The organism is Streptomyces showdoensis, from assembly GCF_039535475.1.
GTDB lineage: Bacteria > Actinomycetota > Actinomycetes > Streptomycetales > Streptomycetaceae > Streptomyces > Streptomyces showdoensis.
Map to the genome: position 1 here is coordinate 3068965 of NZ_BAAAXG010000026.1, position 20725 is coordinate 3089689.

General features: G+C 73.6%; 18 protein-coding genes. 8 read left to right on the forward strand and 10 right to left on the reverse strand.

Annotated elements, in window-relative coordinates:
- The first annotated feature begins 137 nt into the window (after positions 1–137).
- Both ppdK and ABD981_RS26900 read left to right on the forward strand, forming a co-directional pair.
- Positions 138–2849: a pyruvate, phosphate dikinase gene (gene ppdK, locus ABD981_RS26895; protein WP_046905684.1), complete on the forward strand. Its 2712-nt coding sequence runs from the start codon at positions 138–140 to the stop codon at positions 2847–2849.
- 608 nt (positions 2850–3457) lie between these two features.
- Complete coding sequence (locus ABD981_RS26900; protein WP_046905685.1) at positions 3458–4480, forward strand: ArsR/SmtB family transcription factor; 1023 nt, start codon at positions 3458–3460, stop codon at positions 4478–4480.
- Here the strand turns inward: ABD981_RS26900 and ABD981_RS26905 are convergent.
- Entirely contained in the window at positions 4450–5607 is a 1158-nt protein-coding gene (locus tag ABD981_RS26905) for an alkaline phosphatase PhoX (protein WP_046905686.1), read from the reverse strand. The two genes, ABD981_RS26900 and ABD981_RS26905, sit on opposite strands and share 31 nt — an antisense overlap.
- Before the next feature lie 224 nt (positions 5608–5831).
- Here ABD981_RS26905 and ABD981_RS26910 point away from each other — a divergent pair, with 224 nt between their 5' ends.
- Both ABD981_RS26910 and ABD981_RS26915 read left to right on the forward strand, forming a co-directional pair.
- A complete protein-coding gene (locus ABD981_RS26910) occupies positions 5832–7415 on the forward strand; it encodes a right-handed parallel beta-helix repeat-containing protein (protein ID WP_046905687.1) in 1584 nt (527 codons plus the stop codon).
- A gap of 119 nt (positions 7416–7534) precedes the next feature.
- Entirely contained in the window at positions 7535–7945 is a 411-nt protein-coding gene (locus ABD981_RS26915; RefSeq protein ID WP_046905688.1) for a VOC family protein, read from the forward strand.
- Positions 7946–8025: 80 nt separating this feature from the next.
- Here the strand turns inward: ABD981_RS26915 and ABD981_RS26920 are convergent, their stop codons facing one another.
- The 6 genes from ABD981_RS26920 to ABD981_RS26945 all read right to left on the reverse strand — a co-directional run bounded on the left by ABD981_RS26920 (position 8026) and on the right by ABD981_RS26945 (position 15018).
- Positions 8026–8790: an SDR family NAD(P)-dependent oxidoreductase gene (locus tag ABD981_RS26920; protein WP_046905689.1), complete on the reverse strand. Its 765-nt coding sequence runs from the start codon at positions 8788–8790 to the stop codon at positions 8026–8028.
- Positions 8791–8828: 38 nt separating this feature from the next.
- Positions 8829–10208: an MFS transporter gene (locus tag ABD981_RS26925; protein ID WP_046905690.1), complete on the reverse strand. Its 1380-nt coding sequence runs from the start codon at positions 10206–10208 to the stop codon at positions 8829–8831.
- 89 nt (positions 10209–10297) lie between these two features.
- Positions 10298–10882: a TetR/AcrR family transcriptional regulator gene (locus ABD981_RS26930; protein WP_046905691.1), complete on the reverse strand. Its 585-nt coding sequence runs from the start codon at positions 10880–10882 to the stop codon at positions 10298–10300.
- Between the two features lie 29 nt (positions 10883–10911).
- Positions 10912–11262: a nitrite reductase small subunit NirD gene (gene nirD, locus ABD981_RS26935; RefSeq protein ID WP_046905692.1), complete on the reverse strand. Its 351-nt coding sequence runs from the start codon at positions 11260–11262 to the stop codon at positions 10912–10914.
- On the reverse strand, positions 11259–13799 hold the full coding sequence (gene nirB, locus ABD981_RS26940) for a nitrite reductase large subunit NirB (RefSeq protein ID WP_046905693.1): 2541 nt from the start codon (positions 13797–13799) through the stop codon (positions 11259–11261). Before nirB ends, nirD begins: the two co-directional genes overlap by 4 nt.
- A 1-nt stretch (position 13800) precedes the next feature.
- Positions 13801–15018, reverse strand: a complete 1218-nt coding sequence (locus ABD981_RS26945; protein WP_123954108.1) for an NAD(P)/FAD-dependent oxidoreductase — start codon at positions 15016–15018, stop codon at positions 13801–13803.
- Between the two features lie 369 nt (positions 15019–15387).
- Here ABD981_RS26945 and ABD981_RS26950 point away from each other — a divergent pair, with 369 nt between their 5' ends.
- From ABD981_RS26950 to ABD981_RS26960, 3 genes are read left to right on the forward strand one after another with little or no spacing between them, the layout of a single operon-like run.
- Positions 15388–16686: a ferredoxin reductase family protein gene (locus ABD981_RS26950; protein ID WP_046905742.1), complete on the forward strand. Its 1299-nt coding sequence runs from the start codon at positions 15388–15390 to the stop codon at positions 16684–16686.
- The gene (locus ABD981_RS26955) at positions 16679–16873 is read left to right on the forward strand and encodes a hypothetical protein (protein ID WP_046905694.1); all 195 of its coding nucleotides are present in this window, start codon (positions 16679–16681) and stop codon (positions 16871–16873) included. Before ABD981_RS26950 ends, ABD981_RS26955 begins: the two co-directional genes overlap by 8 nt.
- A gap of 37 nt (positions 16874–16910) precedes the next feature.
- Positions 16911–17696: a sulfite exporter TauE/SafE family protein gene (locus tag ABD981_RS26960; protein ID WP_046905695.1), complete on the forward strand. Its 786-nt coding sequence runs from the start codon at positions 16911–16913 to the stop codon at positions 17694–17696.
- A gap of 40 nt (positions 17697–17736) precedes the next feature.
- Here the strand turns inward: ABD981_RS26960 and ABD981_RS26965 are convergent, their stop codons facing one another.
- From ABD981_RS26965 to ABD981_RS26975, 3 genes are all read right to left on the reverse strand, one after another.
- Positions 17737–18357, reverse strand: a complete 621-nt coding sequence (locus tag ABD981_RS26965; RefSeq protein WP_046905696.1) for a class F sortase — start codon at positions 18355–18357, stop codon at positions 17737–17739.
- An 85-nt stretch (positions 18358–18442) separates the two neighbouring features.
- Positions 18443–18970: a hypothetical protein gene (locus ABD981_RS26970; protein ID WP_046905697.1), complete on the reverse strand. Its 528-nt coding sequence runs from the start codon at positions 18968–18970 to the stop codon at positions 18443–18445.
- Between the two features lie 218 nt (positions 18971–19188).
- Positions 19189–19980 (reverse strand): aminotransferase class IV, encoded by a 792-nt coding sequence (locus tag ABD981_RS26975; protein WP_046905698.1) that lies wholly within the window; start codon positions 19978–19980, stop codon positions 19189–19191.
- A 68-nt stretch (positions 19981–20048) separates the two neighbouring features.
- Between ABD981_RS26975 and ABD981_RS26980 the strand changes: the two genes are divergently transcribed.
- Positions 20049–20648: an NADPH-dependent FMN reductase gene (locus ABD981_RS26980; RefSeq protein ID WP_046905699.1), complete on the forward strand. Its 600-nt coding sequence runs from the start codon at positions 20049–20051 to the stop codon at positions 20646–20648.
- The last annotated feature ends 77 nt before the right edge of the window (positions 20649–20725 follow it).

A 20725-nucleotide genomic window follows, 5' to 3' on the forward strand; every position in this document is an offset into this window, starting at 1 on the left:
GTCGGTTACTTTCGAAGTGCTGGCGGACGGGTGGTTAAGACCGGGTGACCGGTAGGCGTACCTCCCCAGAAGCCTTCGATCTGGGTATGTTCCTCGCCGTCAGGGCAGCCAACCGAGTCGTCGAGGAGTCGGGACCCGTGTCGGAAATTAATGATCAGAAGTTCGTCTACGACTTCACCGAGGGGAACAAGGACCTCAAGGACCTTCTCGGTGGCAAGGGCGCGAACCTGGCCGAGATGACCAACCTCGGTCTGCCGGTCCCCCCCGGCTTCACGATCACGACCGAGGCCTGCAAGGTCTACCTGGAGAGCGGCTCCGAGCCGGTCGAGCTCCGCGACGAGGTCACCGCGCACCTCGACGCCCTCGAGCGCCAGATGGGCAAGAAGCTCGGCCAGGCCGACGACCCGCTGCTGGTCTCCGTCCGCTCCGGCGCCAAGTTCTCCATGCCCGGCATGATGGACACGGTCCTCAACATCGGCCTCTCCGACGTCTCCGTCGAGGGCCTCGCCGCCCAGGCCGACAACGCGCGCTTCGCCTGGGACTCGTACCGCCGCCTCATCCAGATGTTCGGCAAGACCGTGCTCGACGTGGACGGCGAGCTCTTCGAGGACGCCCTCGACGAGGCCAAGGCGGCGAAGGGGGTCACCAGCGACACCGACCTCGACGCCGACGACCTGAAGAAGCTCGTCGAGCACTTCAAGAAGATCGTCAGGACCGCGACCGGCCGCGACTTCCCGCAGGACCCGCGCGAGCAGATGGACCTCGCCATCGAGGCCGTCTTCAACTCCTGGAACACCGACCGCGCGAAGCTGTACCGCCGCCAGGAGCGCATCCCGGGCGACCTCGGCACCGCCGTCAACGTCTGCTCGATGGTCTTCGGCAACCTCGGCCCCGACTCCGGCACCGGCGTCGCCTTCACCCGCGACCCCGCCTCCGGCCACGCCGGCGTCTACGGCGACTACCTGCAGAACGCGCAGGGCGAGGACGTCGTCGCCGGCATCCGCAACACCGTGCCGCTCGCCGAGCTCGAGTCGATCGACAAGAAGTCGTACGACCAGCTCATGCAGATCATGAACACGCTGGAGACCCACTACAAGGATCTCTGCGACATCGAGTTCACGATCGAGCGCGGCCAGCTCTGGATGCTCCAGACCCGCGTCGGCAAGCGCACCGCCGGTGCCGCCTTCCGCATCGCCACGCAGCTCGTGGACCAGGGCCTGATCGACGAGGCCGAGGCGCTGCAGCGGGTCAACGGTGCCCAGCTCGCCCAGCTGATGTTCCCCAAGTTCGACGAGCACGCCAAGGTCGAGCAGATCGGCCGCGGCATCGCCGCCTCCCCGGGCGCGGCCGTCGGCAAGGCCGTCTTCGACTCGTACACGGCCGTCAAGTGGTCCCGCTCCGGCGAGAAGGTCATCCTCATCCGCCGGGAGACCAACCCGGACGACCTGGACGGCATGATCGCCGCCGAGGGCATCCTCACCTCCCGCGGCGGCAAGACCTCGCACGCCGCCGTCGTCGCCCGCGGCATGGGCAAGACCTGTGTCTGCGGCGCCGAGGAGCTCGAGGTCGACACCAAGCGCCGCCGCATGACCACCGCCTCCGGCGTGGTCATCGAGGAGGGCGACGTCGTCTCCATCGACGGCTCCACCGGCAAGGTGTACGTCGGTGAGGTACCCGTCGTACCGTCCCCGGTCGTCGAGTACTTCGAGGGCCGCATGCACGCCGGCGCCGACGACGCCGACGAGCTGGTCCAGGCGGTCCACCGGATCATGGCCTACGCGGACCGCGTCCGCCGGCTGCGCGTCCGCGCCAACGCCGACAACGCCGAGGACGCCTCGCGCGCCCGCCGCTTCGGCGCCCAGGGCATCGGCCTGTGCCGCACCGAGCACATGTTCCTCGGCGAGCGCCGCCAGTACGTCGAGCGGCTCATCCTCGCCGACACCGACGAGGAGCGCGAGGAGTCGCTGAAGGCGCTGCTCCCGCTGCAGAAGCAGGACTTCGTCGAGCTCTTCGAGGCGATGGACGGCCTGCCCGTCACCGTCCGGCTGCTCGACCCGCCGCTGCACGAGTTCCTGCCCGACATCACCGAGCTCTCGGTGCGCGTCGCCCTCGCCGAGGCCCGCAAGGAGCCGCACGAGAACGACCTGCGCCTGCTCCAGGCCGTGCACCGGCTGCACGAGCAGAACCCGATGCTGGGTCTGCGCGGCGTCCGCCTCGGCCTGGTCATCCCCGGCCTGTTCACCATGCAGGTCCGCGCCATCGCCGAGGCCGCCGCCCAGCGCATCGACGCCAAGGGCGACCCGCGCGTCGAGGTCATGATCCCGCTCGTCGGCACCGTCCAGGAGCTGGAGCTGGTCCGCGAGGAGGCCGAGGAGGTCATCGCCGAGGTCCAGGCGCAGACCGGCATCGAGCTCAAGCTGGCCCTGGGCACCATGATCGAGCTGCCGCGCGCCGCGGTGACCGCCGGTCAGATCGCCGAGGCCGCCGAGTTCTTCTCCTTCGGCACCAACGACCTGACCCAGACGGTCTGGGGCTTCTCCCGCGACGACGTGGAGGCCAGCTTCTTCACCGCGTACCTGGAGAAGGGCATCTTCGGCGTCAGCCCCTTCGAGACCATCGACAAGGACGGCGTCGGCGCCCTGGTCCGCAGCGCCGTCCAGGCCGGCCGTGCCACCCGCCCCGACATCAAGCTGGGCGTCTGCGGCGAGCACGGCGGCGACCCGGAGTCGGTGCACTTCTTCCACGAGGTGGGCCTCGACTACGTCTCCTGCTCGCCCTTCCGGATCCCGGTGGCGCGCCTGGAGGCCGGCCGCGCGGCGGCCGAGGCGAAGGGCAGCGACAGCCGCTGACCCGATGACCACCGGAGCCGCCGCTCGTCCCCGACCCTCAATACCGATGGGCGGCGGCTCCGGTTCGCAAGAGGGGCGGGGCGGACACCTTGTGCGGAGGTGTCCGCCCCGTCGTATGTCGTCCCGGGGGTGTCCTGGGGGTGTCCCGTCGGTGCCCCGGGGGCGCCCCCGGCGGCGTCCGGGTGCGGCGTTACATGATCGTTGGATAAATGTGAGTTCCTGTTCAAGTCCATGCTCGAATGCGAGACTTCGGTTTATTGGACATTGAACGACAATGAGCGGTGTCGAACGCCGTTCAAACGACGTTGAACTTTCGCAAAGAATGAGACAGGCGCGACCTCCGGATCCCCACCCGGAGGCCGCGCCCATTTTTCATCGGGCAGGTGAGCCGCAACCTCGCCGACCGCCGCCGGACGAGACGAAGCCCCCCACGGTCTTCGCCACGTCACCTCGGTCCTGAAGGTTTCCTGCCCGACACGCACAGCTTTTCGGTTGACCCGTGTTCGCCGCGAGGCTTTTCAAGTGTGGCTGAAACACCCTGGTAACGTGCAGTGATGCTGTGCATACTCGTCGTCGGGGGTGGTTGCGAGTGCACAGGTGGGGGTTCCATGCTGCGGATTCATTTCAGCGGAAACGACTTGGCCGGGGTCCGGATGGCCGCCCGGCCGGACGTTCTCTGGGAAACGATTCTCAGTTTTCACCGTTTAAGGGACCGACGTGGATCGGTGGTCTACCGCGAATGGCGGTCGGAAGCACGCATACGACTGGGCGCCGAGACCCGGCTGCTCGCCGCGCTCGTTCCGGGCCGCGGCTATTTCCCCGACTTCCTGACCCCGCCGCAGGGCATCCTGGGAGTCGATGAGGCCCTCGACGCCATCCGCGCCACCCCGCCCGGCCGCATCCACGCGGAGGTCGCCCTGCTGGGCGCCACCCGCGCCGGACGCCCCGCCGTGCCGGCCGCGCTGCGGGCCCTCGCGGAGGGCGCGTCGGAGCCCCTCGGGCGGCTCGTCGCGGCCCTCCGCGGCTACCACCGGGCCGCCGTCGAACCGTACTGGTCGCACATCCAGGCCCGGGTCGAGGCGGACCGGGCGCTGCGCGGGCGGGCCCTGCTCGACGGGGGCGCGGAGGAACTCCTGGCCTCGCTGCCGCCGATGCTCCGCTGGCGCAGCCCCGTCCTGGAGGCCGACTACCCGGTCGAGCGGGACGTCCACCTCGACGGGCGAGGGCTGCTGCTCCAGCCCTCGTACTTCTGCCGCGGCACCCCGGTCGTGCTCCGCGACCCCGGGCTGCCGCCGGTGCTGGTCTATCCCGTCACCCACTCCGAGGCGCCGACCGTGCGCGAGCCGGGCCTGCCCTCGCTGGCCAAGCTCGTCGGGCACACCCGCTCCGCCGTCCTCAGCGCCATCGGCGACGGCGGCACCACCAGCGAACTGGCCCGCAGGGCGGGGGTCTCCCTCGCCTCCGCGAGCCAGCACGCGGGCGTGCTGCGCGAGGCCGGCCTGGTCGCCACGCTGCGCCACGGCAACGCGGTGCTGCACACCCTCACGCCGCTGGGCGCCGCCCTGCTCGGCGGCGCCCAGAGTCCCCGTGAGACGCGGTGCTACGCGCGGAACGGGCCGGTCACCTCGTAGGTGATGCCGCCCGAGGAGCTGCCGCTGGTGCCGCGCTGACTGGAGAAGTACAGGCGCCGGCCGTCGGGGGAGAAGGCCGGTCCGGTGATCTCGGAGCCGGACTGGCCGGTGATCCGGAGGAAGGGCGCGACCACGTCGTCCGGCGTGATGACGCAGATCTCCATGGTGCCGCCGTCCTCCGCGACGAACAGGTCGCCGGAGGAGGAGCCGGTGATGTTGTCGACCCCGGTGAGCGGCGCCCCGCCGCCGGTCACCAGCGAGTCGTCGTAGGCCAGTTCGTAGGTCCCGGCGGCGAGGTTCACCTGCCAGACCCGGTTGTCGCCCTTGGTGGTGAACCAGACGGTGTCGTCGGCGTAGTGGCAGCCCTCGCCGCCGTTGAAGCGCTTGGCGCCGGAGACCTGGCCGCGGGTGGCGGTCGGGGAGCCGTCCGGGTCGGGCACGGTCTGCCAGGTGAAGCCGCCCGAGGTCGCGGTGCCGGCCTTGAGGACCTGCAGGGTGCCGGCGGACAGGTCGCCCCAGGTGGTGGGGAGGAAGCGGTAGAAGCAGCCGTCGGTCTCGTCCTCGGTCAGGTAGACCGCCCGGCGGACCGGGTCGGCCGCGGCCGCCTCGTGCTTGAACCGGCCCATGGCGTCCCGGCGGTAGGCGGTGCCGCCCCACGGGTTCGACTCGTAGACGTAGCCCAGCGACACCTCCTCGCAGGACAGCCAGGTGTTCCACGGGGTCTTGCCGCCCGCGCAGTTCTGCCGGGTGCCGGACAGGATGCGGTAGGCGCCGGTGATGCCGCCGGAGGCGTCGAAGCGCACCGCGCTCGCGCCGCCGCTCGGGTTGATCTCCGAGTTCGAGACGTAGATCCAGCCCGTCCCGTCGGCGAAGCAGGCGCCGCCGTCGGGCGCGCTGTGCCACAGGTACGAGGTGCCCGCGACCGCCTGGCCGGACCGGGCCACGACCCGGCTGGTGAATCCGGTGGGCAGCTGGATGCCGTTCGCGTCCGCGGCGCCGAGCGCCCCGTACGGACCGACCCCGGGCTGGGCGGGCGCGGCGAAGGCCGCCCCGCGCCACAAGGTGCCGCCGAAGGCGGCGGCCGACGTGCCGATGACCGCTCCACGCAGGAAACTGCGTCGCTCCACGTTCCACTCCTGATGCGAGGTGTGAACCGCCCCGCCGCACCGGTCGGCGACGGGGTCGCGCGCCTCCGGAACCTAGGAGGGCGGAATTGCCCGGGCGCCAACGGCCGGTGACGGGGGAACGGCGGGGGCGGGGCCGGTCGGGGCCGGTCGGGGCCGGTCGGGGAGGAGATCGACTTCTGACGTAGCCTCCTCCTCCGGAACACCGAGACGAGGGGGAGTGCGACGTGGAACGTCGTTCGTTGATGCTGGCCATGGGCGGGTTCGTGGGAGCCCTGGGAGGCGGTGTCCTCGGTGCGGGGCCGGCCGCCGCGGCCGTGACCGGCGGCGGGACCGTCGTCGACGTCACCGCCCACGGGGCCAAGGGCGACGGGACCGCCGACGACACGGCCGCGTTCAAGAGCGCGCTCGTCGCCCTGAAGGCCGTGGCGGGTCCGGCGACCCTGCTGATACCGCCGGGCACGTACCGCACCGGTGCCGGGCTCGTCGTCGGCGCCGGGACCACCGTCTCCGCGTACGGCGCCCGCATCGTCCGGACCGGCAACAACGGCGGCCTGCTGAAGAACTTCGACTCCGTCACGCCCGTGTACGGGTACCAGGGCGCGGGCTCGATCGCCGTCCTCGGCGGCACCTGGGACATGCGCGGCGGCGTCTTCAGCACCCAGAGCGACGCCATCGGCTTCGCCCACTGCGAGGGCGTGCTGATCAAGGACTGCACCTTCGTCGACACCCCGTCCGCGCACGCCATCGAGCTGAACGCGGTGAAGAACGCGGCCGTCGTGAACTGCGTCTTCGACGGGCACCACCCGGGCGACGGGGCGAGCCTCACCATGAAGGAGGCCGTCCAGATCACCTGCGCCACCGAGGGCAACCTGCCGGCCCCCGCGTACGACGCCACCCCCTGCGAGGACGTCCTCATCACCGGCTGCACCCTGCGCCCCGGCACGACGACCGGGCCGTTCGGCGCGCTGTGCGGGGACCACTGGGGCGCCAAGGGCGTCTCCCACCGGCGGATCCGGGTCATCGGCAACACCGTCGAGAAGAGCGGCGCCTACGGCATCCGGGCCGCCGACTGGCAGGACTCGGTCATCGCGGACAACGTGATCAGCGGTACCGCCTCGCACGCGGTCTACCTCAACTCGCCCCAGGGCAACGCCCTCAGCGGCATCACCGTCACCGGCAACACCATCCGCGACGTCGAGGGGAGCGGCGGCATCTCGGTCACCGTCGGCACCGGCGGCGCCCGCCACCGGTCCGTCACCGTCAGCGGCAACACGATCACGTCGGTCAAGGGCGAGGCCGGGATCTACGCGACGCAGACCGACGGCCTCACCATCAGCCGCAACACCGTCACCACCACCTTGCGCACCAGCCCCACCGGCAACTGCCAGGCCATCCACGTCCAGAACTCCCCGAACGCGATCGTCACCGGCAACAGCGTCTCCGACGTCCAGGGCGACGGCATCGGCGTGGACTCCGCCGCCACCGGCACCCTCGTCGCCGACAACACGATCCTCACCACCACCGGCCACGGCATCAGCGCGGGCGTCGGCGGCGCCACCCTGCGCGGCAACCGGATCACCGGCGCCGCGACCTACGCCGTGCGCGTCGGCGGGAACGCGGCCGGGACCTTCGTCCAGGGCAACACCGTCGGCACCGTCACCGGCGGCGCCTCCGGGGTCGCGATCGGCGTCATGGCGGGCTCCACCGACACCTGGGTGGTCGGCAACGACCTCACCGGACGGGGCGCCGGCGTGCCCGCGATCGTCGACTCGGGGACCGGGACGACGGCCGTCCAGAACGCGGTCTGAGACCGGTCGGAAAAAACTCCGGGCGTGGCGATGAGTTTCCCCGCCGCGCCCGGTCTTCACTCTCGTAAGCGCCACTACGGAACAGACAGACCCGTACGGAACGGAAGAGAGACGACACCATGGCTCAGATGATCTTCGTGAACCTGCCCGCACAGGACCTCGACGCCACCAAGGCCTTCTGGAACAAGCTGGGCTTCTCCTTCAACCCGCAGTTCTCGGACGACTCGACCGGCTGTCTGGTGATCAGCGACACGATCTTCGCGATGCTGCTCACCGAGGAGAAGTTCCGCTCCTTCACCGCGCCGGGCAAGGAGATCTCCGACGCGACGAAGAGCACCGAGGTGCTGATCACGCTCAGCCGGGACAGCCGCGAGGCCGTCGACGAGCTGGCCGACGCGGCGCTCGCCGCGGGCGGCGGCGCGGCGAAGGAGCCGCTCGACCACGGCTTCATGTACGGGCGTTCCTTCACCGACCTGGACGGCCACCACTGGGAGGTCTTCTGGATGGACCCGGCCGCCGTCCAGGGCTGAGCCCCGGAGCGGGTCCGGGCGGGCCGGCCGGTCCGCCCGCCCGCCCGGTCGGGCGCCGGACCCGGCCTCCGCCGCCGGCGTCAGGCGGAGACGCCGCCGTCCACGACCAGGTCCGCCCCGACCGTCGAACCGGCCGCGTCGGAGGCCAGGTGCAGCACCGCCGCCGCCACCTCCGCCGCCGAGGAGATCCGCCCCAGCGGCGACTCCTCCTTCATCCGCACCGCCCGCTCGGCCTCCGTCTCGCCGGGCCGCAGCGACATCGAGGACTCCGAGGCCCCCGGGCTGACCGCGTTGATCCGGATCCCGTCGGCGACGTGGTCGAGGGCGGCGGCCCGGGTGAGCGCGGAGACCGCGGCCTTGGAGACCTGGTAGCCGAAGACGCCCGGGATGCGCACGTGCGGGCCCAGGTTGGACGAGATGTTGACGATCGCCCCGCCGCCGTGGGCGCGCATGTGGGCGACCTCGGCCTGGAGCGCGTGCAGCACGCCGGTGACGTTGACGTCGAGGAGGGTGTGCCAGTCCTCCAGGGGGAAGTCGGCCGCCGCGTGGCCGCCGCGGAACACCCCCGCGTTGTTCACGGCGACGTCGAGTCCGCCGAAGGCCGCGACCGTCGCGTCCACCAGGCGCCGCACGGACGCGGCGTCCGCCACGTCGGCGGTGAAGGCGGCGGCGGTGCCGCCCGCGGCCTCGATCAGCGCCACGGTCCCGTCGAGGGTGGCGGCGCTGCGGCCGGCGACGGCGACCTTCGCGCCCTCGGCGGCGAAGGCGAGCGCGATGGCCCGGCCGAGGCCGGTCCCGGCGCCGGTGACGAGGACGGTGCGGTCGGTGAATCGGGCGGACGTCATGGTGACTCCTGGGTGGGAAGGGTGTGGTCGGGGGACGTTCACTGGGTACGGGCGGCCGCCGCGGCCAGGGCCGCGAAGCCGAGGGCCGTCGCCGCCAGCGAGGCGGCGTCCGTGCCGAGGGTCAGCACGGCGGCGAAGACGACGGTGGGGCCCAGCTCCATGGCGGTGTTCAGGACGCCGCCGGCGAGGCCGCCCTGCCGGGCCGGGACCCCTTCGGTGGCCAGGACGCTCGACCCGGCGAAGGAGACCGCCGCACCGGCCGGGAGCAGCAGCAGGCCGGGCAGCAGCCCGTGGGCGTAGGGCACCGCCGGGTCGAAGCCGGTGGCCGCCAGCAGCCCGAGGCCCACGGCGCCGGTGCCGAGCCCGGCGGCGGTCGCGCGCCCCGCCCCGTACCGCCGGATCAGCGGCCCGGCGGCCCGGCCGGCGAGCAGCAGCGCGGCGGCGAAGGGCACGAAGGCGCCCGAGGTGCGCAGCGCGGACCAGCCGCGCCCCTCCTGGAGTCCGAGCGACAGCAGGACGAAGACGCCCGCGGTGCCGGCGGCGGTGAGTGCGACGCCGGCCAGTCCCAGGCCCCGCCGCCGGTCGCGCAGGAAGGCGGGCGGCAGGAGCGGGTCGGCGGTCCGCCGCTCGACGAGTGCGAAGCCCGCGAGCAGCGCCACTCCGCCGAGCAGCGGGACGAGGACGGCGGCCGAGCCCCAGGGGCGGGCGTCGGTCAGCACGAGCCCGTAACTGGCGAGGGTGATCCCGGTGGTGGCGAGCAGCGCTCCGGGGAGGTCGAGCCCGCGGGCGGCGCCCTGCTCCGTGGCGGGCGGCAGCAGGTGCCGCCCGAGGAGCAGTGCGGCGGCCGTGACCGCGACGGGGACGGCGAAGCTCCAGCGCCAGGAGGCGGCGGCCGAGATCACCCCGGAGAGCAGGTTGCCCGCGGTCGCGCCCAGGACGGAGAGCCCGCCCCAGGTCGCCATGGCCCGGCCGTACGCGGCGGGCGCCGGATACAGGTCCCGCAGCACCCCCATGGCCGCGGGCGCGACGAGCGCGGCGCCGAGTCCCTGGGCGAACCGGGCGGCGAGCAGCGTGCCGTAGCCGGGGGCGAGCGGGGCGAGGGCGGAGGCGGCGCCGTAGACGAGGAGCCCCGCGGTCAGTGCCCGGCGCCCGCCGCAGCGGTCGGCCAGCCGGCCGCCGAAGAGCAGCAGTCCGGCGAAGGCCAGTCCGTACGCGGCGCTGAGCAGGATCAGGTCGGCCCGGTCCAGGCGCAGTTCGGCGCCGATCCGGGGCAGCGGCACGGCGAGCGAGGCGAGGGTGAAGATCAGCGTCGCCTGGACGGTGCCGAGGAGGGCGAAGGCGGGGCCGGGGCGCCGCCGCGCCGGAGGCGGTGCGGGCGACGGGGCCGGTGGGGCCTTCGCCGTGGTGGTACTGGGCATGAACCCCCCCTTGTAATGGACCGTACATTCCAGAATGGAGTCCGAAGAGAAGGGCGCCGGATCGGCGCCCCCTCCCGGTCGTGCGGGTGTCAGTCGAGCAGCGTCAGGGCCTGTTCCGCCGCGTCGTGCACCCGGCCCGGGTCGCTCGACGCCTTGCCGACCACCCGCAGGCCCTGCAGCAGGACCAGCAGCATCCGCGCCAGCGCCCGAGGGTCCCGGTCGGCCGGGAGCTCCCCCTGCGCCACGGCCCGCGCGAGCGCCGCGTGCAGCAGCGTCTCCAGCTGCTCCCAGCTGCGCTCCACGCGGCGGGCCACGCCGGCGTCGTGCGGGCCCAGTTCGGCGGCCGAGTTGGTGACCAGGCAGCCGCGCAGCCGGGTCTCGTCCGCGCCGGACTCGGCGGCGAAGCGGCGCACCAGGCCGCGGACGGCCGGCAGGGCGGGCCCCGGCGCCGACAGCTCCGCGAACAGGCGCGGGTCCTGCGTCTGCGCGTACCGCTCCATCGCCTTCAGGTACAGCTCGTGCTTGTTGCCGAAGGTCGCGTAGAGGCTCGCGCGGCCGATGCCGAGGTGCTCGACCAGGTCGGCCATGCTCGTCGCCTCGTAGCCCCGGGCCCAGAACAGGTCGAGGGCCGAGCGGAGCGCCGCGTCCGGGTCGAATTCCTTCGTTCTGGCCATGCGGAGGACGCTACGCCTTTCTGGAACGATCAGTCAATAGGCTGGCCCTCCGGGGAGGCGACGCGGACCCGGTACACCGCCACCGCCACCTCCTCGTCGTCCAGGCACCGGCCCGTCTCCAGGTCGAAGCGCTGCTTCAGCAGCGGCGAGGCGACGAAGGGGCGCCCGCCCGCGGAGCCGGTCAGCCCGCGCGACAGCACCTGCGCGCCCGTGAACGGGTCCCGGTTGTCGATCGCGTACGTCCGGCCCGCGCGGTCCCGGAAGACCGCGGCCTGCCGGCCGTCCGGCAGCAGGGCCGCCACGCCCCGGCCCGGGGTGAGCCGGCGCTCCTCGCAGACCGGCGTCCACGCGCCTTCGGAGTGGGAGAGTTCGAGCATCATCGGGTCAGGGTCCCTTCACGCGTGCCGATGGTCAGGACCATCAGGTCCGGCTTGATCTGGTCGCGCTCCGGCACGAACCGCACCGTCGGGTCCGGCGCCTCCGGCGCGTTCACGAACGACACGAAGCGCCGCAGCCGCTCCGGGTCGTCCAGCGTCTCCGCCCACTCGTCCCGGTAGCCGGCCACGTGCGCCGCCATCAGCGCCTCCAGCTCGTCGCACAGCCCCAGCGAGTCGTGCACGACGACGTCCCGCAGGTGGTCGAGGCCGCCCTCCAGGCGGTCCAGCCACACCGAGGTGCGCTCCAGGCGGTCGGCCGTGCGGATGTAGAACATCAGGAACCGGTCGATCAGCCGGATCAGCTCCGCGTCCGACAGGTCCTGGGCCAGCAGGTCCGCGTGGCGCGGGGTCGCGCCGCCGTTGCCGCCCACGTAGAGGTTCCAGCCGTTGGCCGTCGCGATGACCCCGAAGTCCTTCGACTGGGCCTCCGCGCACTCCCGGGCGCAGCCCGACACGGCCGACTTCAGCTTGTGCGGGGCGCGCAGCCCCCGGTAGCGCAGCTCCAGGCCGATCGCCATCCGCACCGAGTCCTGCACGCCGTAGCGGCACCAGGTCTGCCCCACGCAGGACTTCACCGTCCGCAGCGCCTTGCCGTACGCGTGCCCCGACTCGAAGCCCGCGTCCACCAGCCGGGTCCAGATCGACGGGAGCTGCTCCACCCGGGCGCCGAACAGGTCGATCCGCTGGCCGCCGGTGATCTTCGTGTACAGCCCGAAGTCGCGGGCCACCTCGCCGATCACGATCAGCTTCTCGGGGGTGATCTCGCCGCCCGGGATGCGCGGCACCACCGAATAGGAGCCGTTGCGCTGGAGGTTGGCCAGGAAGTGGTCGTTGGTGTCCTGGAGCGCCGCCTGCTCGCCGTCCAGGATGTAGCCCTCCGCCCCGATCGCCGGGGCGAGGCTCGCCAGGATCGAGCCGACCGTCGGCTTGCAGACCTCGCAGCCCTCGCCGCCCTTCGCCTCCTCCCGGCCGTGCGAGTCCAGCAGCGCGGCGAACGAGGTCACCCGGAGGGTGCGGGCGATCTCGTACAGCTCGCTGCGGGTGTACGGGAAGCAGCCGCACAGGCCCGCGATGGCGGGCGGCGGCAGCAGCTTCTCGATCACCTTCACGCAACTGCCGCAGCCCGTACCCGCCTTGGTGCACCTCTTCACCTCGGACAGGCTCGCGCACCGGCCGATCGCGTGCTTGGTGACGTTGTGGCAGGAACAGATCACCGCGTCGTCCGGCAGCGCGGACGGCCCGAGCGCGGCCGGCGCGCCCGCGCCCGCCGGGAGCACCAGCCGCTCGGGGGAGACCGGCGGCTTCGTGCCCGTGAGCGGGCGGAGCAGGCCGTACGCGTCGGCGTCGCCGACCAGGACGCCGCCGAGCAGCGTGCCCTCCGCGTCGACCACCAGCTTCTTGTAGACCCCGGAGCGCGAGTCGGAGTACACGACGTCCAGCGAGCCCTCGGTGGTGCCGTGCGCGTCGCCGAACGAGGCCACGTCCACGCCCAGCAGCTTCAGCTTGGTCGACAGGTCCGCGCCGGTGAAGCCCGCGGTGTCCTCCTCGGCGATCGTCGCCGCCGCCGTCTGCGCCATCTCGTAGCCCGGCGCGACCAGGCCGTACACCCGGCCGTCCGGGGCGAGCGCGCACTCGCCGATCGCGAAGACCGAGGGGTCGGAGGTGCGGCAGTGCGCGTCCACCGCGATGCCGCCGCGCTCGCCGACCGCCAGGCCGCAGTCGCGGGCCAGCTGGTCGCGCGGGCGGACGCCCGCCGAGAACACCACCAGGTCCGTCGCCAGTTCGGAGCCGTCGGAGAGCTTCATGGCCGTCACCGCGCCGTCCTCGGTGACCACCTCCTGCGTGCCCGTCCCGGTGTGGACGGTCAGGCCCATCCGCTCGATCGTGCGCAGCAGGGCCGCGCCGCCGCCCTCGTCCACCTGCACCGGCATCAGGCGCGGCGCGAACTCCACCACGTGGGTGTCGAGGCCCAGGCCCCGGAGCGCGCCCGCCGCCTCCAGGCCCAGCAGACCGCCGCCCACCACCGCGCCGGTCGTGGCGCCCTTCGCGTACGCCTCGATCGCCAGCAGGTCCTCGATCGTGCGGTACACGAAACAGCCCCTGGCGTCCTTGCCCGGCACCGGCGGGACGAACGGGTACGAGCCGGTGGCCAGGACCAGGGTGTCGTAGCGGATGACCTCGCCGTCGGTCGTGGTGACCGTGCGGGCCTCACGGTCGACCGCCGCCGCCGCGGTGCCCGTACGGAGCTCCATGCCGTGCCTCTCGAAGAAGCCCTCCTCCACCAGGGACAGGTCCTCGGGGGTCCGTCCCGCGAAGTACGAGGTCAGCTGGACGCGGTCGTAGGCGGGGCGCGGCTCCTCGCAGAGCACCACGATCCTGGTCCGCGCGGCGACGCCCCGGTCCGCCAGCGCCTCCAGGAAACGCTGGCCGACCATGCCGTGGCCGACCAGGACGAGGGTGGGGGTGGGCGGGGTCGTCATGTCAGGAACCTCCGTCGTGAGTGAGCAGATGAAGCAGAGGGGCGTCGTCGGGGAGGGGCTCGTCGCCCTCCCAGGTCCGGGCCAGCGTCCCGACCGCGGCCAGGTCGCCGAGGAGCACGCCGCCCACGAGGCGGTCGCCGCGGACGACGACCTTGCGGTAGGCGCGGCGGGTGGCGTCGGTGAGCTGCACCACGTCGTCGCCCGGGGCCGGGGTCGGGTCGCCGAACGTCGCCACGTCGAGGGGGGCGAGCGGGCCGGTGAGGGTGAGCCTCGTCAGGGCGCGGGTGCCCGTGTAGCGGGGCGCGGCCGGGGGCGAGCCCTCGCCGGCCTCCTCCGCCAGGAGCAGCTCCGCCAGGACGTCCGCCTGGTCCAGGGCCGGGCCCGCCAGGCCGTAGATCCGGCCCCGGTGCTCCGCGCAGTCGCCGATCGCGTGGACGGACGGGTCCGAGGTGCGCAGCTCGTCGTCGACCACGATGCCCCGGTGCACCTCCAGACCGGCCTCCCGGGCCAGCGCCGCCCGGGGGCGGACGCCGCAGGCCAGGACCACCACGTCGGCGTCCAGGACGTAGCCGTCCGCCAGTTCCAGGGCGGTCACGGCGCCGTCCCGCGTCCGCAGGCCGGTCACCCGGCATTCGGTGTGGACCTCCACGCCCAGGGACGTCAGGTGCTCGCGCAGCAAGACCGAGGCCTGGGAGTCCAGTTGGCGTTCCATCAGGTGCTCGGCCTGCTGGGTCAGGATCACCTCGGCGCCCAGCGCCGCCAGGGCGCGGGCCGCCGAGACGCCCAGGAGGCCGCCGCCGATCACCGCCGCCCGGGTGCCGGGACGGACCAGCCCCCGCAGCGCCAGGCAGTCGTCCAGGGTGCGGAACGGGTGCACGCCCACGGGGAGTTCGGCGCCGCGCAGGCCGCGCAGCGGCGGCAGCACCGGGGCCGAGCCGGTCGCCAGGACCAGCCGGTCGTATGCGACCAGCGAGCCGTCGGCGCACTCCACCGTGCGGGCCGCGCGGTCGATCCGCACCGCCCGGACGCCGAGCCGGGCCGGCTCCCGCGTCCCGGGCAGCGCGATGACCTCGGGGGCGTACCGGCCGGCGAGGGCCTCCGCGAGCAGCACCCTGTTGTACGGCGCGTGCGGCTCCTCGCCGAGGAGCGTCACCGGCAGGCGCTGGGCCAGCCGGGCGCCCGCCGTTCCGCCGCCGACCACCACGATCCGTGTCCTCATGCCCGACAGCGTGCGCGGAGGGTGTTACCCGGTGGCATCCCCGCTGTTTCCCGTGCGGAACGCCGATCTCACCTCGGCGGGGCCGCACTGTGAGGATTAACCGGCGGTGAGGGCCTGCTCAAGGGGGCCTTAAGGATCGTCCGGGAGGCCGCGAACGGCCGGTCGGCGCCGGTCGGCCGACCTAGGGTGCCGCACGTGACCACCGAGGCTCCGCACCCTCTCTACGCCCCGCTCTCCGTACCGGTGAAGGCCGCCGCCGAGCCGCGCCGCCGCCCCGAGCCGCCCCGCCGCCCCGAGCCCGAGCCGCGCCGCCGCCCCGCCCCCGCGGCGCGCCGCCCCGGCCCCGAGCCCGAGCCCGAGCCGCCCCGCCTGTCCCCGGACCGGCTCCGCACCGCCGTCGTCGCGGGCGCCGGGGCGGTCGCCCTCTGCTGGGGCGTGCAGGCCCGCCCGTCCGCCCGGCTCGACGCCCTGTTCGCGACCGGAGCCCACCTCACCGGCCTGCTCGCCGGGTACGGCGTGCTCGTGATGCTGCTGCTCATGGCCCGGATCCCCGCGCTCGAACACGGCGTCGGAGCCGACCGGCTCGCCCGGTGGCACGCCCACGGCGGCCGGTACGCCCTCGGTCTCGTCGCCGCCCACGGCCTGCTCGCCCTGTGCGGCTACGCCGTCCACACCGGCACCGACCTGCTCACCGCCGTCCAGGGCCTGCTCGGCTACCCGTGGGTGGCCGCGGCCTGCGCGGGCACGGTCCTCTTCGTCGCGGTGGGGGTGACCTCCGCCGGAGCCGTACGCGGGCGCATCCGGCACGAGACCTGGCGCCGGGTCCATCTGCTCACCCACCTCGCGGCCGCCCTCGGCTTCGTGCACCAGCTCGCCGGACCGGACCTCGTGGGCCCCTTCACCCGCTGGATCTGGGCGATGGCCCACGCGACGGTCGGCGTCCTGCTCGTCTGGTACCGGATCGTGGTCCCCGTCCGGCGGGCGCTCCGGCACGACCTGCGGGTCGTCGAGGTCGTCACCGAGGGGCCCGACACGGTCTCCGTACTGGTCCGCGGCAGGGGAGTGGCCGAGCTGCAGGCCGAGCCCGGGCAGTTCTTCCGCTGGCGCTTCCTGCGGCCCGGGCTGCGCTCCACCGCCCTGCCCTTCTCGCTCTCCGCGCCCGTCCGGGACGACACCCTGCGCATCACGGTGAAGGCGATCGGCGACCACACCCGCCGGATCCGGCGGCTGCGCCCCGGCACCCGGGTGGTGGCCACCGGCCCCTTCGGCGCGCTCACCGCCCACCGGCGCACCCGGCGCAAGGTGCTGCTGCTCGCCGGCGGCGTCGGCATCACCCCGCTGCGGGCCCTGTTCGAGACCCTGGACGGCGGTCCCGGCGACCTCACCCTGCTCTACCGGGCCTCCGACGCCGGCGCGGTCGTCCTCCGCGAGGAGCTGGAGGCCATCGCGTACGAGCGCGGGGCGGCCCTGCACTTCCTGCTCGGCCGGTCCGACGACCCCTTCGACCCGCTCGCGCCCCGGGCGCTGCGCGACCTGGTGCCGGACCTGGCCGCGCACGACGTCTACCTGTGCGGGCCGCCCGGGATGGCGCGGGCGGCGACCGCGTCCCTGATCAAGGCCGGTGTGCCGGCCGGCCGCATCCACAGCGAGGACTTCAGTCATGCCTAAGCACCACCGCCGGGCCACGGGCGAGCGGACCCGCCGCCGGACCGCCGCCGGGCTGCTCTCCTTCGGCGCGCTCGCCGCCACGTTCCTGACCACCGCGCTCCATCCGGCCGCCCCGCCGGCCCCGGACCGCGAACCCGCCACCCTGACCTCCGTAAGCTCTGGCGAAGCTCAACTCTCCCGGGATTGATGGAACACACAGCCATCGCGGCTCTAGGCTCGCGGGCATGCCTGACATATCCCTGACCACCCTTGTCCTGCTCTGCCTCGCCGCGCTGGTGGCGGGCTGGATCGATGCCGTGGTCGGGGGCGGCGGGCTGCTCCTGCTGCCCGCGCTGCTGCTCGGGCTGCCGCACCTGCCCGCGGCCCAGATCCTCGGCACCAACAAGGCCGTCGCGATCGTCGGCACCTCGGGCGCGGCCGTCACCTACGTCCGCAAGGCGCCCGTGCAGGTGGGCCGGGCGGTGCGGATCGGTCTCGCCGCCCTCGCCGGTTCGATGGGCGGGGCCTTCTTCGCGGCCGGGATCAGCAGCGAGGTGCTGCGCCCGGTGATCATGGTGGTGCTGGTCGGGGTGGCCGCCTTCGTGCTCTTCCGGCCCTCCTTCGGCACCCGGGTGGAGGGCGAGGCGGCGCCGCCGCTCACCCGGGCCCGGATCGTCACCGCGATCGTCGTGGTCGGCGGCGGCATCGGCTTCTACGACGGGCTGTTCGGGCCCGGCACCGGCACCTTCCTGGTGCTCGCCCTGACCGCCGTGCTCCACCTGGACCTGGTGACGGCCTCCGCCACCGCCAAGATCGTCAACGTCTGCACCAACGTGGGCGCGCTCGCGATGTTCGCCTACCACGGCAGCGTGCTGTGGCAGCTGGCGGCGGTCATGGCCGTGTTCAACCTGACGGGCGGGATGATCGGCGCGCGGATGGCGCTGAGCAAGGGGGCCGAGTTCGTCCGCGGGGTGCTGCTGGTGGTGGTCTTCTCGCTGGTCGCCAAGCTGGCCTTCGACCAGTGGGCGTGAGCGCCGTGGCCGGCCGCCCCCGGTCCGCCGTGGCCGGTCCCTACCGGACCCCGATGAGATGGCCGAAGGCGACCACGTTGCCCTGGTAGCCGCCGGCCTTCTTCGAGAAGCCGCCGCCGCAGGTGATCACCCGGATCTCGGCGCGGTCCGCCTCCCCGTACACCTTGGCGTCGGGGAAGTGCTCCTTGTCGTAGACCTCGACCGCGTCGATCGTGAACACCGCGGTCCGGCCGTCCTGTCGGAGCACCTCGATCCGGTGGCCCTTCTTCAGCGCGCCCAGCGCGTAGAAGACCGCCGGTCCCCGGTCGTTGTCGACGTGTCCCGCGACGATCGCGGTGCCCTCGGCGCCGGGCCGGGTGCCGTCCTCGTACCAGCCGGCCAGGTTGCGGTCGGCCGCCGGCGGCACCTCCAGGGCACCCGCGGCGTCGAGCCCGAGCCCGGTCACGGGGGCGTCGACGTCGATCTCGGGGATGCGCAGCCGCAGCGGCGCCGAGGGCGGGAGCGGGTCCGCGGCGGCGTCCGTGTGGACGCTGGGCCCGGCGGCGAAGGCCTGGGCGGCGGACGGGACGGGCGGGGTGACGTCGCCCGAGCCGTTCTGGATCAGCCAGAGGCCCGCGCAGGCGGCGACGGCTATGCCCCAGCCCTTGCTGCTGTTGCTCACGGACGTTCTCCCACGGGCGGTGTGGTCCTGCCCCCGCCGGGCCGTCAGCGGGCACGCGGCGGGGGCAGGAGGGGTGGCGGTACGGTCAGTCGCCCTGCGCGCCGCTCGCCCGGCGGCGCAGGAGCCAGGTACCGCCTACGGCAGCCGCGGCCAGCACCGCCGCGCCTGCCGTGACCTGGGCGGTGTCGGGGCCCACGCTGCCGCCGACGCCGGTCTGCACATGGCCGCTCGGGCTCTTGTGCTTGACGACGAGGTCGCCGCGGGCGGTCCGCCCGTTGTCGCAGGCGACGCTGATGCCGTAGGTGCCTGCCTTGGCGTGGTGGGGCACCCTGAACTGGCCGACCACGACCTCCTTGTGGGTACTGGGGTTGAGCTGGAAGTCGCCCGCGCCGAGCGAGTTCGCGTCCCCGACGCCGTGGCCGTGGGAGCCGCAGGCGAGGGTGTTCACGGTGACCTCGGTGCCCGGGTCGGCCGAGGAGGGGTAGATCTCCAGCGCCTCGGGGCGTCCGTCGTGCCCGTCGTTGTTCGCGTACGCCAGGGGCGCGGCGAAGGCTCCGAGGGCGACGAGCGTCAGCGCGGTACCGGTGAGCAGGGGGACAGGGGTGCGGCGCATGGGGGCCTCCGTGGCGCGCGGACGGTCTTCCGGAAAGGGGCTTCCGTAGGACCGAGATAAGCGCCCGCCCGGGACCGGCGCCTGCTGATGTCCCATCAGAATTGCTCCGTCCGGTACGGCGCGTCGCCTGGAGTCCGGGAGTTTTCGCAGCTCAGGGCGGGTTCCGCCGCGTCAGCTGACGGGGCGTGCCGAACGGGTGAGCGGGCGCCGCGCCCGGGTCAGAGGGTCTCCCAGGGCGCCGCGCCGTACGCCGCGTACACCCGGTCCATCAGCTCCTCGTCGACCACGAGCCCGACCCCGTCGATGCGGGAGACCGGGGCGATGCCCCGCGAGTTCGTCACGAAGGCCGAGCGGAAGGAGGGCAGGTCCGCCAGGGTCACCCGGCGGCTGGTGGAGGGCAGCCGCGGGGCGAGCAGGGCCATGGTGATGCCGGCCAGGCAGGGTGCCGACGGCCAGATCACCGAAGTGCCGTCCCAGAAGGCGATGTTGGTGACCGCGCCCTCGGCGATCTCGCCGTCCGGCCCCGTCAGCAGGGCCTCGTCGAAGCCCGCCCGGCGGGCCGCCTCGCCGTGGAAGGTCTGGCCGAAGCCGCCCAGGTGCTTGATGTGCGCGGCGGGACGCCAGTACGTGACCGAGCGCAGCGCCTGCGGGGTGCGGTCCGGCGGGAAGGGCGCCCGTACGGTCACGACGGTCCGGGCGCCGTCGTACACGTAGACCCGCGCGGAGGCGTCCCGCCGCCCGGCCGCCTCCAGGGCCGCGCCGACCAGCGCCCGGACCCGGCCGCCGTCCAGGCCCCGGTCGAACAGCTCGCGGGTGGCCCGGTCCAGGCGGTCCAGGTGCAGGCCGAGGCCCTGGACCCGGCCGTCGCGGACCTGCATGGCGGTGAAGTGGCCGTAGCCGCTCATCAGGGTCGCGAGGAGCTCCGGGTCGGCGACGGGGGAGCCGTCGACCTCGACGTGCAGGGCAGGGGTCTCGGCGGGCGGCGTGGCGGGTGCGGCGGGGGTGGTCATGGGTTCCACCGTATGCCCGGAGACCGGGGCTTGACCTCGACTTAACTTGAGGTACCACGATCCTCGGCATGGACATCACGAACGCCCAGCCGGGTCCCCTCCGCCTCGCCGTCATCGTCGCCAGCAACCGCGAGGGCCGCTTCGGCCCCGTCGTCGCCGACTGGTTCACCGCCCGCGCCGCCGAGCGCGACGACTTCGCCGTCGACCTCGTCGACCTCGCCGAGGTCGACCTGCCCACCGCCCTCTCCCACCACCCCGCCCCCGCCGTCCGCGCCGAGCTGGCCAAGGTCACCCCGGTCCTCGCCGCCGCCGACGCCTTCGTCGTCCTCACCCCCGAGTACAACCACTCGTTCCCCGCCTCCCTCAAGTCCCTGATCGACTGGCACTTCACCGAATGGCAGGCCAAGCCCGTCGGCTTCGTCTCCTACGGCGGCATGTCCGGCGGCCTGCGCGCGGTCGAGCAACTCCGCCAGGTGTACGCCGAGATGCACGCCGTCACGGTCCGCGACACCGTCTCCTTCCACGGCGCCCACGGCCGCTTCCACGAGGACGGAACCCCCCGGGACCCCGAGGGCCCCGACGCCGCCGCGAAGTCCATGCTCGACCAGCTCGCCTGGTGGGCCCACGCCCTCCGTGACGCCAAGTCGGTCCGCCCGTACGCCGGTTGACCGGGCAATCCCGTCATGCCGCTCCGGCTCGTCGCCGCCCGGCTCGGCCCCCGCGCCCGGCCGCACGCGGCGCGGTT

Coding starts and splice junctions, on each gene's coding strand:
- ABD981_RS26900 (WP_046905685.1), top strand. CDS start 3,458: ATGCTGCGGATTCATTTCAGCGGAAACGACTTGGCCGGGGTCCGGATG.
- ABD981_RS26915 (WP_046905688.1), top strand. CDS start 7,535: ATGGCTCAGATGATCTTCGTGAACCTGCCCGCACAGGACCTCGACGCC.
- ABD981_RS26920 (WP_046905689.1), bottom strand. CDS start 8,790: ATGACGTCCGCCCGATTCACCGACCGCACCGTCCTCGTCACCGGCGCC.
- ABD981_RS26925 (WP_046905690.1), bottom strand. CDS start 10,208: ATGCCCAGTACCACCACGGCGAAGGCCCCACCGGCCCCGTCGCCCGCA.
- ABD981_RS26930 (WP_046905691.1), bottom strand. CDS start 10,882: ATGGCCAGAACGAAGGAATTCGACCCGGACGCGGCGCTCCGCTCGGCC.
- nirD (WP_046905692.1), bottom strand. CDS start 11,262: ATGATGCTCGAACTCTCCCACTCCGAAGGCGCGTGGACGCCGGTCTGC.
- nirB (WP_046905693.1), bottom strand. CDS start 13,799: ATGACGACCCCGCCCACCCCCACCCTCGTCCTGGTCGGCCACGGCATG.
- ABD981_RS26945 (WP_123954108.1), bottom strand. CDS start 15,018: ATGAGGACACGGATCGTGGTGGTCGGCGGCGGAACGGCGGGCGCCCGG.
- ABD981_RS26955 (WP_046905694.1), top strand. CDS start 16,679: ATGCCTAAGCACCACCGCCGGGCCACGGGCGAGCGGACCCGCCGCCGG.
- ABD981_RS26960 (WP_046905695.1), top strand. CDS start 16,911: ATGCCTGACATATCCCTGACCACCCTTGTCCTGCTCTGCCTCGCCGCG.
- ABD981_RS26970 (WP_046905697.1), bottom strand. CDS start 18,970: ATGCGCCGCACCCCTGTCCCCCTGCTCACCGGTACCGCGCTGACGCTC.
- ABD981_RS26975 (WP_046905698.1), bottom strand. CDS start 19,980: ATGACCACCCCCGCCGCACCCGCCACGCCGCCCGCCGAGACCCCTGCC.
- ABD981_RS26980 (WP_046905699.1), top strand. CDS start 20,049: ATGGACATCACGAACGCCCAGCCGGGTCCCCTCCGCCTCGCCGTCATC.